The organism is Hymenobacter cyanobacteriorum (genome assembly GCF_022631375.1).
GTDB lineage: Bacteria > Bacteroidota > Bacteroidia > Cytophagales > Hymenobacteraceae > Hymenobacter > Hymenobacter cyanobacteriorum.
In genome coordinates this window covers 345,323-361,999 of sequence record NZ_JALBGC010000002.1, presented here as the reverse complement: position 1 = coordinate 361,999, position 16,677 = coordinate 345,323, and the positions used below count along the sequence as shown (strand labels likewise).

The 16,677-nt window shown below is 60.5% G+C and carries 13 protein-coding genes; 5 read left to right on the top strand and 8 right to left on the bottom strand.

Going from position 1 to position 16,677, the window contains the following annotated elements:
- Window positions 1-12: 12 nt before the first annotated feature.
- The gene (locus tag MON38_RS06760; protein ID WP_241935396.1) at window positions 13-1,929 is read left to right on the top strand and encodes an ABC-F family ATP-binding cassette domain-containing protein; all 1,917 of its coding nucleotides are present in this window, start codon (window positions 13-15) and stop codon (window positions 1,927-1,929) included.
- A gap of 86 nt (window positions 1,930-2,015) precedes the next feature.
- On the opposite strand, the gene MON38_RS06755 is transcribed toward MON38_RS06760, so the two are convergent.
- From MON38_RS06755 to MON38_RS06735, 5 genes are all read right to left on the bottom strand, one after another.
- Window positions 2,016-2,903, bottom strand: coding sequence for a carboxypeptidase-like regulatory domain-containing protein (locus tag MON38_RS06755; protein ID WP_241935395.1), 888 nt, complete (start codon window positions 2,901-2,903; stop codon window positions 2,016-2,018).
- Window positions 2,904-2,979: 76 nt separating this feature from the next.
- The gene (locus tag MON38_RS06750; protein WP_241935394.1) at window positions 2,980-3,825 is read right to left on the bottom strand and encodes a hypothetical protein; all 846 of its coding nucleotides are present in this window, start codon (window positions 3,823-3,825) and stop codon (window positions 2,980-2,982) included.
- Between the two features lie 129 nt (window positions 3,826-3,954).
- A complete protein-coding gene (locus MON38_RS06745; RefSeq protein ID WP_241935393.1) occupies window positions 3,955-5,667 on the bottom strand; it encodes a GH39 family glycosyl hydrolase in 1,713 nt (570 codons plus the stop codon).
- A 150-nt stretch (window positions 5,668-5,817) separates the two neighbouring features.
- Window positions 5,818-6,213: a DUF952 domain-containing protein gene (locus MON38_RS06740; RefSeq protein WP_241935392.1), complete on the bottom strand. Its 396-nt coding sequence runs from the start codon at window positions 6,211-6,213 to the stop codon at window positions 5,818-5,820.
- Window positions 6,214-6,267: 54 nt separating this feature from the next.
- Window positions 6,268-6,654, bottom strand: coding sequence for a hypothetical protein (locus MON38_RS06735; RefSeq protein WP_208173554.1), 387 nt, complete (start codon window positions 6,652-6,654; stop codon window positions 6,268-6,270).
- Window positions 6,655-6,823: 169 nt separating this feature from the next.
- Between MON38_RS06735 and hppD the strand changes: the two genes are divergently transcribed.
- The 4 genes from hppD (at window position 6,824) to MON38_RS06715 (ending at window position 11,508) form a co-directional block, all read left to right on the top strand.
- Window positions 6,824-7,957, top strand: coding sequence for a 4-hydroxyphenylpyruvate dioxygenase (gene hppD, locus MON38_RS06730; protein WP_241935391.1), 1,134 nt, complete (start codon window positions 6,824-6,826; stop codon window positions 7,955-7,957).
- A 180-nt stretch (window positions 7,958-8,137) separates the two neighbouring features.
- Entirely contained in the window at window positions 8,138-9,049 is a 912-nt protein-coding gene (locus MON38_RS06725; RefSeq protein WP_241935390.1) for a hypothetical protein, read from the top strand.
- A 200-nt stretch (window positions 9,050-9,249) separates the two neighbouring features.
- Window positions 9,250-10,986 (top strand): phospho-sugar mutase, encoded by a 1,737-nt coding sequence (locus MON38_RS06720; RefSeq protein WP_241935389.1) that lies wholly within the window; start codon window positions 9,250-9,252, stop codon window positions 10,984-10,986.
- 144 nt (window positions 10,987-11,130) lie between these two features.
- Window positions 11,131-11,508, top strand: a complete 378-nt coding sequence (locus tag MON38_RS06715) for a GxxExxY protein (protein ID WP_241935388.1) — start codon at window positions 11,131-11,133, stop codon at window positions 11,506-11,508.
- Window positions 11,509-11,584: 76 nt separating this feature from the next.
- Here the strand turns inward: MON38_RS06715 and MON38_RS06710 are convergent, their stop codons facing one another.
- The 3 genes from MON38_RS06710 to MON38_RS06700 all read right to left on the bottom strand — a co-directional run bounded on the left by MON38_RS06710 (window position 11,585) and on the right by MON38_RS06700 (window position 16,435).
- The gene (locus MON38_RS06710; RefSeq protein WP_241935387.1) at window positions 11,585-13,672 is read right to left on the bottom strand and encodes a hypothetical protein; all 2,088 of its coding nucleotides are present in this window, start codon (window positions 13,670-13,672) and stop codon (window positions 11,585-11,587) included.
- A gap of 260 nt (window positions 13,673-13,932) precedes the next feature.
- Entirely contained in the window at window positions 13,933-15,618 is a 1,686-nt protein-coding gene (locus MON38_RS06705) for an ABC1 kinase family protein (RefSeq protein ID WP_241935386.1), read from the bottom strand.
- A 157-nt stretch (window positions 15,619-15,775) separates the two neighbouring features.
- Entirely contained in the window at window positions 15,776-16,435 is a 660-nt protein-coding gene (locus MON38_RS06700; RefSeq protein ID WP_241935385.1) for a phasin family protein, read from the bottom strand.
- Between the last annotated feature and the right edge of the window lie 242 nt (window positions 16,436-16,677).

Here is a 16,677-nt window from a genome sequence, read left to right as displayed (position 1 = left end):
CCTTTGCGGCCTATGAACCTGTTATCCGCCGAGAACATCTCGAAGAATTACGCCGACCGCTGGCTGTTTAAAGACCTCAACTTCGGCCTGCAACAAGGGCAGCGCGTGGCCTTTGTGGGCATCAACGGCACCGGCAAAACCACCCTCATGCGCGTGCTGGCCGGCCTCGAAGCCCCCGATACCGGCCTGGTGAGCACCCGCAAGGGCATCCGCGTCACCTATCTGGGCCAGCAGCCCGTGTTCGACGAAAGCCTGAGCGTGGAGCAAACCATCTTCGCCAGCCAGAACGACACGCTCCGCGCCATCCAGGAGTACGAGCACGTGGTGAACGACCCCGACCACAAGTCCGACGACCTCCAGCGCGTGCTCGAACGCATGGACGCCCTCAACGCCTGGGACTACGAAGCCCAGGTGCAGCAGATTCTGGGCAAGCTGGGCATCCTCGGCGAGCTGCTCACGCGCAACGTGAGCCAGCTCTCGGGCGGGCAGCGCAAGCGCGTGGCCCTGGCCCGCGTCCTCATCGAAGAGCCCGACGTGCTGCTCCTCGACGAGCCCACCAACCACCTCGACCTGGCCACCATCGAGTGGCTCGAAAACCGCCTGAACTCGCCCAGCCTCACCCTGCTGATGGTGACCCACGACCGGTACTTTCTCGACAAAGTGGCCAATGAAATCGTGGAGCTCGACAAGGGCCAGATGTACCGCTACCAGGGCAACTACGCCTATTTCGTGGAGAAAAAGGCCGACCGCGAAATGCGCGAAACCGTGGAAGTGGAGAAGGCCCGCCAGCTCTTCAAAAAGGAGCTCGACTGGATGCGCCGCATGCCCCAGGCCCGCGGCACCAAGCAAAAAGCCCGCATCGACGCCTTCTACGTCACCAAGGAAAAAGCCAGCACCAACCTCAACAAGCAGCAGATTGAACTGAGCGTGAAAACCACCCGCCAGGGCGGCAAAATCATCGAAGCCGACGGCCTGAACAAGAAATTCGGCGACAACGTGGTGCTCGACAATTTCAGCTACGTCTTCAAAAAGAAGGACCGGATTGGCCTGGTAGGACCGAACGGCGCGGGCAAGTCCACGCTGCTCAACATGCTCACCGGCAAGCTCCAGCCCGATTCCGGCACCATCGACGTGGGCACCAACACCGTGTTCGGCTACTACACCCAGACCGAGCTGGAATTCGACCCCTCGCAGCGCGTCATCGACATCGTGAAAGAAGTGGCCGAAGTAGTGGAACTCGCCAACGGCGATGTGCTCACCGCCAGCCAGTTCCTCAACCTGTTCCTGTTCCCACCCGCCCAGCAGTACACGCTGGTGAGCAAGCTGAGCGGCGGCGAAAAGCGTCGCCTGCAGCTGCTGCGCGTCCTCATCAAAAACCCCAACTTCCTCATTCTTGACGAGCCAACCAACGACCTGGACCTGGCCACGCTCAACATCCTGGAAGACTTCCTGCTGCACTTCACCGGCTGCCTGCTCATCGTGAGCCACGACCGGTACTTCCTCGACCACCTCGCCGAGCACCTCTTCGTGCTTGAGCCCGGCGGGGCCGTCCTCAACTTCCCCGGCAACTACACCGACTACCGCGAATACCTCGAAGAGCGCGAAGCCGAAGCCGCCCTCATCGAAGAGGAAAAGGCCGCCAAAGCCGCCCGCGCTGCCGCCAAGTTGGCCGCGCCCGCGCCCGTGAGCACCGCCGTAGCCCCGTCGCCGCAGAAGCGCCGCGCCACCTTCGCCGAGAAAAAGGAGTACGAGCAGCTCGAAAAAGCCATGGCGACGCTGGAAACCGAGAAGCAGGATATCACCGCCAAGCTGAACGGCGGCGCGGGAAGCCCGCAGGATTTTGCCGCCTGGGGCGCACGGCTGTCGGTGCTTAATCAGGAGCTGGAGGAGAAGGAGCTGCGCTGGCTGGAACTGGCGGAATTGGGGTAAGTTACTTGCCTATGCCTACTATCAACAAACAGGCCACTGCGATTGTATCGCAGTGGCCTGTTTGCTTTTATTACTGCGCGTATTCCTTAATCGACAGCCTCGACTTCCGCCTTTACCATGGCATTATAGCGGCGCATTCCATTAGCTAGCGGAGCCAAAACCCAGCCTTTTTCTGGCAAATAATGCCACGTTATACTTTTTTTAAATTCAAAATCAGGACGCATAATCTGGCCGATGGCAGTATGGTTATCCATTAGCGCTGAAGGTGCGATAATAGTGTCTGGAACCGCAAAGTCCAGCGCAATAAAAAAGCCTTCTTTGGCTGCTGCAATATTATGCGCACTTAGGTCCGTGGTGTACCATTCGCCGTCTTTAGCAGCTTTAAAGAAAATAATTTCGTGTAGCAAATCTGTTCCCGGCGCATGACCAGCGCCGTCAGCCTTATAAATCCTAAGTCGAAACGGTATGCTCGGCAAGCCATTTTCACCAAGATAAAATGAAACGGCCCGTAGCTTACCGAGCTGCTTACGTTTCTCATTGGGAATAAAAAAAGCGTATTGCGCACCAGGGCTTATGTGCATTTGCTCCTTTTCTGAAATTAGCGAATAGGGACCACTGCAATCTAAGCAGCCATACGTTGCCGGTTTTGATTTATCAATTTTACGATGAGTTAATTCCAGCACCAGATTATGGCAATTATTTGCACTCACGGCTACCGCAAAACGCTCATAATTCAGCGTCATGGCAATTACTGAATCCTGCTCCATTGGTTTCAACCCCACGAGCTGGAAATTGCCATTTATATCTGTAAGCGCACCGGTTCCAGCATTGCGCAAGCTCATTGAAACAAATTCGACGGGCTTTTTAGTCGCTGCGTCCACCACCCGCCCACTAATCCGAATTTCCTGCGCCCGCCCGAGCAGCGGCAGGAGCAGCAGAAACAATAAGCCAATTTGCGGCAGCAGCTTTTTCATGTTTCGAAAGTAACCCCAAAAAGCAGTTGCTGAAAAGCCACTGCCGTAGCAAAAGCGCCTGCTGCTTCACGCGTAACTACTGCGTGCGCCGGCGCACCTGCGCGAATTCCAGCGGCACCACGCGGCTGCCCACGGGTGCCCGCACCACCAGCGCATCGGCCGCGTCGTAGCGGGGGAAGTAGAGGTAGCCACGCACCTGCTGGCCGGGTTCCAGCGTCACTTTGCGCAGGGCGTATTCCTGCAGTTGGGCGGCGCGCTGCTGGAGCACGTCGGCGGCAATGGCGTGCTCGACTTTGTTGGCGGTCGACACCACATTGTAGGCAACGGCCGCGTCGCGGATGCTGGCGCGGCTCTGGTACTGCGCCTGGGTTTCGCGCTTGCCGATGCTGGCCACGTCGGTGGCTAGGCTGGCCGCGCTCAGGGCAATGCCAAACCAGTCGATGCGGGCCGCTTTGGCGGCTTCTTTGTCGGCATTGGCGCGCAGCATCGTTATTTCAGGCTCGGGGTCGAAGGCCGCCACGGGCTTGGGTGGCAGTGGCGGCAGCGGCACGGCCTGGCTGGCGGCGGCCACGGCGGCCGTTACTTCGGTACCGGGCAGCGGCTTGGGGCGGCGGCCTTTGAAATCATAGGCGGGCGCGGGCCGGCGGCTGGCTTCGTACTGAAACGCGGCCGGGTCGACGACCAGCGCGCGCCGGGTGGGGTTGCGGTATTCGGCTTCAAAAACCACCCGGTTGGCCTCGTAGCAAATAAAGCTCAGGCGCACTTCCACGCTGTCGGCCGAGGCCTGGGCCTGCTCGCGGCCTTCCACGAAGAGGTTGGTGGACTGGGCGGGCTTCAGGCCCAGTTGGTAGGTGGGGGCGCAGGCGGTGGCCAGCCCGGCCAGGGCCAGCAGCAGCAGGGGGCGGATGTAAAGAGGCAGCATAAAACCAGAGCTTAGGAGGAAAGGGCTTCAGGCGCAAGATGTAGCCGGCCGCGCCGGGGTTGCACGCCGCTGCGCTGAATCCTTGCTTAAATCTACCCAACAGCCGCTTATTTTACCTAATGCCCAGCTTTACCAGCTGAGGCGCAGCAACGACACGCCCTGGCGCGGCAAGGCAAAATGCAGCACGGCCTGGCCGTTTCTGGTGCTTATCCAGCTGGGCGAAGTCAGCAGCGCCAGCTGGCCGGCCTGCTCCAGGGTGCGGCGCTGGACCGCCGATACCTGCTGCGGCGAGCTCATGGCCAGCCACGCGGCGTAGGAATTGCTGTGCTCCTGGTCGATGCGGTAGTGCTGCAACAGCGCCTGCTGGGCCGTGATGCCCTGCAGCGTGAGGGCCACGTCGGCGGGGGCGGCGGGCAGGTCATCGTTGTGGTAGTTCCAGACCAGCACGGTGGCCGAGCGGCCGCCGGGGGCTACCGTGGCCAGGCCGCCCACATCGGCCCGCTGGGTTTGGGCCTGCCCGAAAATGTCGGGCAGCGTCAGGGCCGTGGGGTTGACGACGGGCACACGCTGCCCGCTCATCATTCCCAGCATCCGAAACACGTTCAGCACCGGCTTGTCGACGCCGTGGGTAGCCAAATCGCGGAATCCGGCAAACCAGGGCTGGTTTTCAAACTCGAACGACCAGCTCACGGCGCCTTCCAGGTTCACCTGGTACTGGTCGGCCAGCTCGTAGAGGCGGGCGTAGGAGGCGGCCGTGTAGCTCGAGTACATCGTGCCGTTGCGGTAGGCGTTTTCGGGGTTGGTTTGCACGCCGCAGGCGGCGCAGCCCTCGGGGTCGTTTTCGCCCAGAATGATGGGCAGCTGCCGCAGCGTGGGGAACGAGGCCACGATTTTGAAGCCCTCGGCCACGTCTTCGAGCTGCACGCCCATGTTCATGCGCACGTGGCCGTCTACCACTTTGGGCGCGCCCTTGGCGTGGAAGGAAATGTAGTCGAGCCGGGTGCCGGTTTTGCCGGTCACGTAGTTGGTGCCGCTCACGCAGTGCTGCAAAAAGCCGCGCAGGTAGTCGGCGGCCTTATTCCAGCGCGGGCCGGTGGTTTCGGGGCCGCCCAGCATGGCGGCGGGCAGGGCGCGGTGCACGGCCGCTTCGGTGTAGTCGTAGAGCTTGTTGTATTCCTCGGGTGTGCCCTGCCAGTAGCCGATGTTGGGCTCGTTCCAGAGTTCCCAGCGCCAGGTTTTCACTTCGGCCTCGCCGTAGCGGGCCACGCAATGCTTCACCCACTGGTAGGCCAGCTCGCCCCACTTGTTGTAGTCGTTGGGCGGGTAGGCCCAGCCCGTGTAAATCTCGTCGTAGGGCCGGCCGGGCGCCCAGTGGTGGCGGTAAGGCGCGGGGTGCGTCGAGAGGGCTTCGGGCATGAAGCTGAACTGCGCAATCGGCTTCATCCCCCGGCTCACGTAGGTGTCGAAAATGCGGTCGGCAATCGTCCAGTCATACACCGGGCGGCCCTTTTTGTCCTCGGTGTACATGTTGGTCGAGCCCCATTTCAAAGCGGCTGTGCCGTCGCCGGTCGTCAGCAGGTTGTGGGCCCGCACGTACACCGGCACCGGGCATAAGGCCGCCAGCTCGCTCAGGAGCTTCGGGCCGTCGGTCATGTACGTGTAGTTGGGCTCGTCGTACCCAAAATAAGCCCACAGCGGCTGCATCGGCTTGGTGGGCTTAGCCAAATCCACAGTCAGCGCTGCCGGCGCGGATACTGGCGTCCCTTGGGCTGTGGCATTGAACGCCAGCGGAGTCAGCAGCAGCCCTTGCAGAAGCGAAAACGGGAAAATCTTAATGTTCATCGAATGGGCTTGCCGCCAACAACGGCCTGATTTCAGACGTTGGCTTGATTAAAGGCAAACTTACACAAACGATTGTGTATATATATACCCGCAGCTGCTTGTTGCCAAAACCCGGCTCATCAGATAATATCCGAACTCACCAAAATGGCGTTATCCCGCCCCATCCCGCAACTCCGGCGGCAACTGAAATTCCCCTGCCGCATCCATCCCAAACGGCCACACGCGGCGCACCGCCGCCAGCGGTACCGGCCCGAACACGTGCGCGAAATGCTGCTCACGACTGGGTACCCACTCGCGCTCCACGCGCACGCCGGCGGCAGCCAGTGCGGCCTCGTCCCATTCCAGCAAAACCAAATCGGCCCGCCTGGCATAGTACCGGCGGGCCGTTTCGAGAATCTGGTGTACTTCGGAGGAATGGATGAATCCCTCGGCCGCGAGGTCGGCGCTGGCGAAAAAGCCGGTTTGCTGGGCGTGCTGCCAGTCGGCGGGCTCGGCGAGGCGGTAAAGGAATTTTGAGTTTTGAGGGCTGAATGTTGAGTTATTCATGCGATTTGGTTTCAGTGCAAACTCAACATTCAACCCTCAAAACTCAACCTTTCCTTACGCTTTCCAGAGCTCCTGCTGTACCTGCTTACCTACCGTGAGCATGATGCGGACGGGATTGGGAATGAGCGTGATGCGGGCTTCTTTGCCGGGATATTTTTCCGAATCAACCCACACGCCTTCCTTGGGCGAAGGCGTGGAGCCGGGCGTGCTGGGCAGGTAGGCGGTGGGCAGCAGCACGTCGGTATCCGATTTCAGGTCGGTGTGCACTTTGTCGAGCGCGGTTTCGAGGAAGTCGCCGTACTCGTCGTTGAAGTCGTCTTCGAGGTCGTGCAGGGCCTCTTCCACGTCGTCGTAGCGGGCGTCGTCGTACTTGAGGGTGTGCAGCTCGGCCTTTTTTTCAATCAGGGCCACGAGGGCGCGGTTCAGTTCTTCGGTATTCATGGGGCGCTAAGGCAGATGATTGGCTACAAAAATGGGAATGATTTGCCAATTACCCGCCGTTTCAGAAACGAACGGGCCCGGCCAGCCGCCCGATGCCAGCCCAAACCGGCCCGCGCCCGTATTTTTACCGCCACAACTCCCACCCCTTAGCTCCTTCTTACTGACGCTTATGCAAACCATGACCTCGCCCGAAGTGCTGGCCCAGCCCGCCCAGGACTTCCTCCCCCTCAAAGGCACCGACTTTGTCGAATTCTACGTCGGCAACGCCAAACAGTCGGCCTACTACTACCAGGCCGCCTTCGGCTACGAGCTGGTGGCCTACGCCGGCCCCGAAACCGGCCTGCGCGACCGCGCCAGCTACGTATTGCAGCAGGGAAAAATCCGCCTCGTGCTCACCACCTCCCTCCTGCCCGACTCGGAAATCACCAAACACGTGGCCCATCACGGCGACGGTGTGAAGGTGATGGCCCTGTGGGTTGACGATGCCCGCAAATCGTGGGAAGAAACCACCAAACGCGGCGCCAAGTCGGCCTTTGAGCCCTACACCATTGAGGATGAGCACGGCTCCGTCACGATGTCGGGCATCTACACCTACGGCGAAAGCATCCACACCTTCGTGGAGCGCACCAATTACACCGGCCCGTTCATGCCCGGCTACGTGGCCAAAACCAGCCTCGTGCCGCAGGGCGCGCCGGTGGGTCTGCTGCACGTCGACCACTGCGTGGGCAACGTGGGCTGGGGCGAAATGAACCAGTGGGTGAAGTTTTACGAGGACGTAATGGGCTTCAAATTGCTGCTCACCTTCGATGACGAGGACATTTCGACCGAGTATTCGGCCCTGATGAGCAAGGTGGTTTCGAATGGCAACGGCTACGTGAAATTCCCCATCAACGAGCCCGCTGAAGGCAAAAAGAAGTCGCAGATTGAAGAATATCTCGACTATTACCACTCGCCCGGCGTGCAACACATCGCCATCGCCACCAACGACATCCGCAGCACCGTAACCGAGTTGCGCCGCCGCGGCGTGGAGTTCCTGAGCGTGCCTGGCGCCTACTACGAAGACCTGCTGGAGCGCATCGGCGCGATTGACGAGGACCTGGAATCGCTGAAGGCGCTGAACCTGCTCGTCGACCGCGACGAGGAAGGCTACCTGCTCCAGATTTTCACCAAGCCCGTGGAAGACCGGCCCACGGTGTTCTACGAAATCATCCAGCGCAAAGGCGCCAAGAGCTTCGGCAAGGGCAATTTCAAAGCACTGTTCGAGAGCATCGAGCGCGAGCAGGCGCTGCGTGGCAATTTGTAGGCTGACGCGGCTTCGACTGCGCATTGCCTGAACAGAACGTCATGCTGAGCGTAGTCGAAGCATCTCGCGTGTGGTAGTAATTCTCTTTTTCACCGATTGAGTTACTGCTCCACGCGAGATGCTTCGACTACGCTCAGCATGACGTTCTTTTTTCTATCGACTCCTGTTTCTTTTATTTCGATGCTCAGAATCTCGTTGCTGCTTGGGCTTCTGCTGCTGCTCACCGCCGCGCCGTCCGCCCGCGCCCAGCGCGTGGAGCCGGCCAAACCCACTCGCGCCCACCCCAAACGCCAAGCCCGGCTTGATGCGGCCGTGCCCGAAACCTCGGCCCTGCTCTATACCAACGGCGCACTCTGGACGCTGAACGACGGCGACAACCCGCCCGCCATTTTCCGGGTTGATACCGCCAGCGGGCGCGTGGTGCAACGGGTGCGCATTGTGAACTTCCCGAATACCGACTGGGAAGAACTGGCCGCCGACAGCCGCTACTTCTACATCGGCGACTTCGGCAACAACGCCGGCCGGCGGCGCAATTTGCGCGTGCTGCGCCTGCCCCGCCCGACCCCCACCGATACCACGGCCACGGCTGAGGAAATTGCTTTTGCCTACCCTGAGCAAACGGATTTTGAGCCCGGCACTTACCGCCACAACTTCGACTGCGAAGCCTTTTTCGTGGCCCACGACTCGCTGCACCTGTTCTCGAAGCGCTGGGCCGACGGGCACACGCGCCACTACACGCTGCCCACCCAGCCCGGCCGCTACGTAGCCCGCCCGCACGAAATGCTGGATGCACAAGGGCTGGTCACAGCCGCGTCGCTCAGCCCCGACGGGCGCACGGCGGCGCTGCTGGGCTACACCAAAACCGGCCGCGTGTTCCTGTGGGTGCTCACCGATTTCGAGGGTAATAATTATCTGGCGGGTCGGGCGCGGCGGTTGCGGCTGCCGGGGGCGCTGCGCATCGGGCAGGTAGAGGGGCTGTGCTTTGTGGGTCCGGCGCGGGTGTTTATTTCGAACGAGCGACTGGTGAAGCACATTGCGTTGGTAAAGCAGCGCCTGTACCGACTGGATTTACGACGCTGGTTGGTGCGGTGAAACAGTGGGCCACCTGTCATCCTGAGCGCAGCGAAGGACCTTCTCACATTGAAACGACTTGTGCTTGCGTGATAAGGTCCTTCGCTGCGCTCAGGATGACAGAATGAGTATTCACCGACTCTCTTCCCGAACTTTCCGGCCAACCTCTTTCCTTTGCGGCCGTTTCGCTTCTGACCGCACCTTAACCTCCGCCTCCGCTCATGCCCATTACTCCCGAAATTCAGCGCAACATCGATTCCTGGCTCACGCCGGCCTACGATGCCCAGACCCAGCAGGCCATCCGCGATATGCAGGCCGGCGGCCAGGAAGATTCCCTCACCGACGCCTTCTACCGCACCCTGGAGTTTGGTACCGGCGGCCTGCGCGGCATCATGGGGCCGGGCAGCAACCGCATGAACCGCTATACGCTGGGCATGGCCACCCAGGGCTTGTGCAACTACCTGTTGCAGAGCTTTCCCAACCAGGAAATTAAAGTGGCCATTGCCCACGACTCGCGCAACAACAGCACGGAGTTTGCCGAAATAGCAGCCGGCATTTTCTCGGCTAACGGCATCACCGTTTACCTGTTCGAAAGCCTGCGGCCCACGCCCGAGCTGTCGTTTGCCATCCGCGAGCTGGGCTGCCAGAGCGGCTGCGTGATTACCGCCTCGCACAACCCCAAGGAGTACAACGGCTACAAGGTGTACTGGAACGACGGCTCGCAGGTAGTGGCCCCGCACGATGCCAACATCATCATCGAAGTCAACAAAATCACCAGCCCCAGCGAGGTGAAGTTTGAAGCCGACCCGTCGAAAATCATCAAAATCGGGGCGGATGTTGACACGAAGTATTTCGCTGCCGCCAAAAAGCTCAGCATCGACCCCGCCGCCATTCAGCGCCAGCACGATTTGAACATCGTGTACACGCCCATCCACGGCTCGGGCATCACGCTGGTGCCGGGCCTGCTGCGCGAGTTCGGCTTCACCAACGTGAACGTGGTGCAGGCCCAGGCCACGCCCGACGGCAACTTTCCCACCGTGCAGTCGCCCAACCCCGAGGAGAAAAGCGCCATGCAGCTGGCTCTCGACCAGGCCAAAGCCACCAACGCCGACATCGTACTCGCCACCGACCCCGACGCCGACCGCGTGGGCGTGGGCGTGAAAAACGACCAGGGCGAATGGGTGCTGCTCAACGGTAACCAGACGGCCGCCGTGCTCACCAACTACCTGCTATCGGCCCGCCACCGTGCCGGCCAAAGCACTCCGCAGGATTTCATCGTGTACACCATCGTGACCAGCGAAATCCTCGGCGACATTGCCCGCCACTACCAGGTGAAGAGCTACCGTACACTCACCGGCTTCAAGTACATCGCCGGCCTCATCCGCGACCTCGAAGGACAAGAAAAATACATCGGCGGCGGCGAGGAAAGCTACGGCTTCCTCATCGGCGATTTTGTGCGCGACAAGGACGCCATCTCGGCCTGCGCGCTGGTGGCCGAAATGGCCGCCGTGGCTAAAGACCGGGGCCGCACCCTCTACCAGGAAATGGTGGAGATGTACGCCCAGTACGGCCTTTACGTGGAGGATTTGATTTCCCTCACCAAAAAAGGCCAGCGCGGGGCTGAGGAAATTCAGGAGATGATGGCCGCCCTGCGCGCCAACCCGCCCCAGCACATCGCAGGCCTGAAAGTGGTGGAAATCCGGGACTACAAAACCGGCAAAATCCACGACCTAGCCACCGGCCTCACCACTGAAACAGGCGTGGAAAGCTCCAACGTGCTCCAGTTCCTCACCGAAGACGGCAGCAAGATTTCGGCCCGCCCCAGCGGCACCGAGCCCAAAATCAAGTTCTATTTCAGCGTAAAGCAACCGCTGAAATCGGTGGTGGATTTTGATTTGGCGCAGCGCCTGGGCCACGAGAAAATCAAGGCGATTATTGCGGATATGAAGCTGCAATAGCGCAAGGTCTCGCAAGGTTAAAAGAGGTTTCGCAAGGTTTCATGCTTGCGAAACCTCTTTTTTTTAGTCGATGCTTTCTCGCTGTCTTAATTTGCTTTTGCTTATTTCTACCCCGTTCACGTCCCCCCTTCAACTACCTTTTGTATGCACGAGAACGAAATTGCTGGGCACATCATGCGGTCAGCTTTTAAGGTGCATACGGCATTGGGGCCCGGTCTTTATGAATCGGTTTACGAGGCGGCACTGACGCATGAGCTGCGCAAACTGGGGCTACTGGTCGAAACGCAAGTTGCGCTCCCCGTTATCTATGATGGAATCAAGCTGGAAGTAGGCTTTCGACTTGATATGCTGGTTGAGCAAAAAGTTGTCGTTGAGCTGAAATCAGTAATGGAACTGGCTCCAATGCACAGCAAACAGCTCCTCAACTACCTACATCTGTCGCATCTGAAGCTGGGCCTGCTCATCAATTTCAATGTATCGTCCCTACGCGACCACATTATTCGGCTTGTTAACGGTTTGTAAAAAGCCTGCCTCACAAAAGCATAAGCCGCAAGAGGAAAACCTCGCGAAACCTCTTTTAACCTCGCGAAACCTTGCGCTACAGGCGAACCCCAATGCCCGGCCCCACCATGTAAAACCACTTCCGCACGCCCAGCAAAAAGCCGCCGCCCAGATAGAGCGGAAACGTAAATTTGGCTTCGCGCCGCGTGGGGTACACCGAGCCCAATATTACCACGCCCAGGTCGCGGCCGGTACTGCTGCTGCCCAGGTTGAAGGCGTTGAGGGCCACGAAGCCCGCGCCGATTTTATACGGGCGCAGGCGGTTGATTTTATTGGGGCTATAAAAGCTGAACTGTGCCAGTGTGGCCAGCGAAATACCTCCCAGGTCGCCGTAGCCGTCGTCGCCCTGTTTGCGGGTGAGCAGGCCGGCGGGGAAGCTCACGTCGATGTCGAACTTGTAGCGGCGCTTGAGCACCAGCTCTACAGTTTGGGTGTAGCCGGGGTCGGCGTACTGGCTGCTTTGATGCTTCACCGTCACGATAATACGGCTCCACTCGTCGAGGTCGTAGGTTTTGCGGCCCAGCAGCGAGTTGAGGCTCAGCGGGTCGGTGCGGCACTGCTTGTCCTGGTAGAAGGCGGCGCGGGCCGACTGGTCGCCGGGGCAGATGACGACGTTATCGACGCTGCGCTGCTCCACCAAATCGCCTTTGCTATTGAGCGTGCGGATTTCGAAGCTCAGATACTGCTTGCCGTAGAGCTGCTCGTTGCCGTCGATGGCGTTGGGGTTGAACTGGAACACGACGTCGCGGATGGTGCCGTCGTACAGAATCGGACCGTTGAGACGAGTAATGGGCCGGGCCCCGTCGCCGTACACCACCGACACGAAATCGAGCGAGTGCGGCCGCTGGTATTCGCGCACGCTCAGGGCGTAACCGGTGGGCTGGCCGGCGTTGAAAATCGTGCTCTTGCGCTTGTCGAAGCTCACCGGCACGCGCACCCGGTACACCAGTCGCGCATCGGTACGCACCGAGGAATCGGACGGAATCACCGGCAAATCCTCGAACGAGATGCGCGCTTTTTGCAGGCCCTCGCCTTCGAGGCGCACGTCCACGGTTTCGCCGGGGCTCACGCTCAGGCCGGGCGTCCAGTCGCCGCCGCGGTGCAGCACCTGCACGTTGCGGATGGTGGCCTGCGGCGTGATGTCGAGGTTGGTGAGGTAGCGGGCCACGTCGGCCTCCTTGATGTAGAGGTAGCCTTCGGTCTGGCGGTGCGTGTTGTAGGGCCGCAGGAAGCACAGCACCCGGTCGTTGCTCAGAAACTGCCGGATGAACAGGTCGGCAATGAGCTCGCCGCCGGGCTCCTCCTGGTCCTCGATGCGGTAGGTGCGGCGCAGCTCAAAGCTGCGGCCGTTGTCCAGAATCAGCTCCACGCCTTTGCGGCGGCTGGCCTCGTCCATCGTCACGCTGCGCTTGTCGGGCGAGAGAAAACGCAAGCGACTGGCTTTCACGTTGAATTCCTGGCGCAGCACCGGCAGCTGGTAGCTCAAGTGGCCGCCGGGCCCCAGCGTGGGGCGCTCGGTTTGCAGTTTCAGGGCCAGCGTGCGGGGGCCCAGCTGGTTGGGCAGTATGTGCAGACGCAATACGCCGTTGGCATCGGCCACGAGGCGGTAGTCGAAATCGGCGCCGCGCACCCACTCGCCGGTGGCGTGTACGTTGCGGGCATTCGAACTGGTGAGCTCCAGCACCTTTTCCTCGCCCACAAACAGTTCGTTGTCGTTCACGCGCAAATCCACCGAGGTGCGGGCCAGCGGCAGCAACGGCACCACCTGCCGCAGCGGAGCCTTGCCCACCGAGTCGGCCGCCTGCTCCACCACCAGGCGCAGGAAGCGGCTGCTGGTCAGGTTCTGGAATTTGAGGCGGGTGCGGAAGCTGCCGTCGGCTTCCTTGCTCAGCGAATCGAGCAGCTGGTAGTCGGGGCTGCGGCGCAGACGCAGCGGGCGGTTGGGGGCCACGGCGGCCGGGTACAGGCGCAACTCGGCAGTTTCATCGTCGCGCCGGTACCAGAAATACAGCGCCGGGCCGCCGGCCTGCGCCACGGTGTTGCGGCTGAGCAGGTAGGTGGCGGTATCGGTGCGCAGGCTGGCCTCACGCAGCACGGGCGGGCCGGCCGGGGATGTTTGAGCCACCACACAATGCGGCAGCGCTCCCAGCAAAATCCAAAAAAAGGCCCAAACCAGACAAGCGGACAGCGAACGAGACATCCCAACGGGCGGGCGAGAATACGGCCCGGCGTCCGCAAAGGTCGCGCTTAAGTGGGGCGGTTGCCAAGTGTTTTGTCCAATATTCAGCAGCGCAAGGTTGCGCGAGGTGAAGAGAGGTTTCGCAAGGTTGGATGGAAGGACAAGAAAACTTCGCGAAACCTCTTCTCACCTCGCGCAACCTTGCGCTACGACTTCTCGCGCCGCCGTGTGCCCAGCAGCAGCAAGACCAGCAGCAGGAAGCCCGTCGCGCCCAGGCTCCACCACGTTATTTCGGGCACACCGCGGTGGTAGGGCATGTCGGGCGAATAGCGGCCCAGCAGCGTGAGGCCCGAAAACAGCAGCCCGCCCACACTCAGCAGCGCCAGAATGGTGCGGCTCACGAGTTGGTCGGCTTTGCGCAGCAGCGTGGTGTAACCCACCAAATCGAATTTCAGCCGCAGCTCGCCCTTGCTGATTTTGCGCACAATCTGGCGCACGTCGGCGGGCAGCGTCTGCAGCAGCGCCAGCAGCTGGGTGCCCGTGTATTCGGCTTCCGTCAGCAGGTTTTCGCGGGAGTATTGTTCCCGGATAATCTTCGCGCCGTAGGGCCGCACAAATTCGAACGTATTGAAATTCGGGTGCAGCACCTTACCGATGCCCTCCAGAATAACCAGCGCCCGCAGGATGAGGAACACCGCCCCAGGCACCTGCAGCTTGTAGGTGTAGATGATGCCCTGGAGCGCGTCGGCCAGGTCGCTCATACTCATCTCCTTCACATCGAGCATCGCGAAATCCTCAATCAGCTGGCTGAGGTCCGACTCGAAGGCGCGCATGTCGGGAATTTCGGCCGTGAGGGCCAGCCGCCTGAAATTCAACGCCATGCTGCGCGCATCCTGCCGCGCCATGCCGATGAATACGCCCGCAAAGGCGTATTTCTGCTGCTTGGTGAGGCGTCCCACCATGCCGAAATCGATGAGTACGATGGTGCCATCGGGGCGCACCAGCACATTGCCCGGGTGCGGGTCGGCGTGGAACACCCCGAACTCAAAAATCTGCGTCAGGTAAATGTCCATGCCGTTTTCGGCCACCGTGGCCGGGCTCAGGTCCCACTCCTGCAATTGCGCCTTGTCGGTAATCTTGCAGCCGCTCACGAACTCAATCACCAGAATGCGCGCCGTGCTCAGCTCGCGGTAGGGCTTGGGCACGTAAAACGTCGTGTAGTCTTCGTAGAGCTTGCGAAACTGCTCCATCGAGCGCGCCTCCGCCGTGTAATCCAGCTCTTTGCTCATGCTGCGCTCGAAGGCGTCCACGATGTCCTGCGGGTTGGCTAGGCCCTGCTTTTGCAGGAAACCCGCCGTGAGGCGCACCAGCTCGTGCAGTAGGGCGAGGTCCGATTTTACCTTCTGTTGCACGCCGGGGCGCTGCACCTTCACCACCACTTCCTCGCCCGTCAGCAGCCGCGCCCGGTGCACCTGCCCGATGCTGGCCGAACCCAGCGTCACGTCATCAAACTCGCTGAAGACCTCCGAAATCGGCCGGCCCAGCTCCTCCTCGATAATCTGGCGGGCCACGGCCGTATCGAACGGCGGCACGTTGCTTTGCAGTTTCTCAAACTCGTCAATCAGCGCCTCGGGCAGCAAATCGGCCCGGTTGCTCATGGCCTGGGCCAGCTTGATGAACGTAGGGCCGAGTTCCTCGATAATCAGGCGCACCCGCTCCCAGCGCGTGGTTTCGAACACCTGGCGGTCAGCCCGCTGCCAGCTCAGCCGTCGGCTCTGGCTGATAAGGCGACGCAGTGGCGTAGTCGTCACCACATCCTCGAAGCCGTAGCGTAGCAGCACCTCGGCCACCTGCCGGATGCGGGCCAGATTGGAAATCGTATTTTTAAACATCAACCGCAGATTAGAACCGCAGATTTACGCAGATTAAACTGATTTCGCAGACTTAGCCCGGCATCCTACGGCAGCTGGTGCGCCCTGGAGCGCGTATTTATACCGAAAAACCCCGCCTGCGTACCGCAAACGGGGTTTTACACTATCGGACAGATTACTACGAGTTGCTCTCGCCGCTGCCCGAAGCCGGTGCGGCAGCGGTAGCCGCGGGTTTGGCGGCGGCTTTTGCGGCGGGCTTCGCGGCTGGTTTGGCAGCAGGCTTAGCAGCCGCTTTGGCGGGCGCTTTGGCGGCCGTGGCAGCCGGTTTTGCAGCAGCCTTGGCAGCTGGTTTTGCGGCGGGCTTGGCAGGAGCTTTTGCGGCCGAATTGGCTGCGCCAGCCATGGCGGCGGTCGATTTCTGGGCGGTGCCGGCGGCGGCGCTCACGCGGTCGGCTACCGTTTTTACAGCCCCGGCGGCGCGGCTGGCGGCCTGGTTGGCGGTGCTGCGGGCGGCGCTCACTACGCTCGATGCTTTAGCTGCGGGTTTGGCGGCAGCTTTGGCAGCGGGCTTTTTAGCGCCGGCTTTGCCTTTGGCGGGCTTGTCGTCGCCGAGGCCCACGGTGCTTTTGGCGCGCTCCACGATGCCCTGGAACTGCTTTTCGAGCTCGGCGCGCTTGGTTTCACCGCTTTTCAGCAGGTCGTCCACGATTTTCTTGCCCTCGGCCTGGGTCATCTTGTTGTCCTTCACCAGCTTGTCGATGGTGCTTTGAACCGATTTGCTGCCTTGGGCAATGTAGCCAACGCCAGCATTTACGAACTTCTTAAACAAATCTTCCATGACGACGAAACAGTTTTTGGTGAAGGTGAAGAAGGGAATTTATTGATTAAAAGCCGGTTATCAAACCAAAGTAGTATGCAAGCCGACTAAATTATGCTGCAAACCTACGAAGGCTTCACAACATAGTTGGGCCGTGTACGCCGGATTTTGTCAAAAGTGGCCGAAAATCAGCAAAAAGAGAATTTATTTTTTCGATTTCGTGAATATTCGGCTTTGGCAGTAGCTCCGCGCAACCGGTTCAA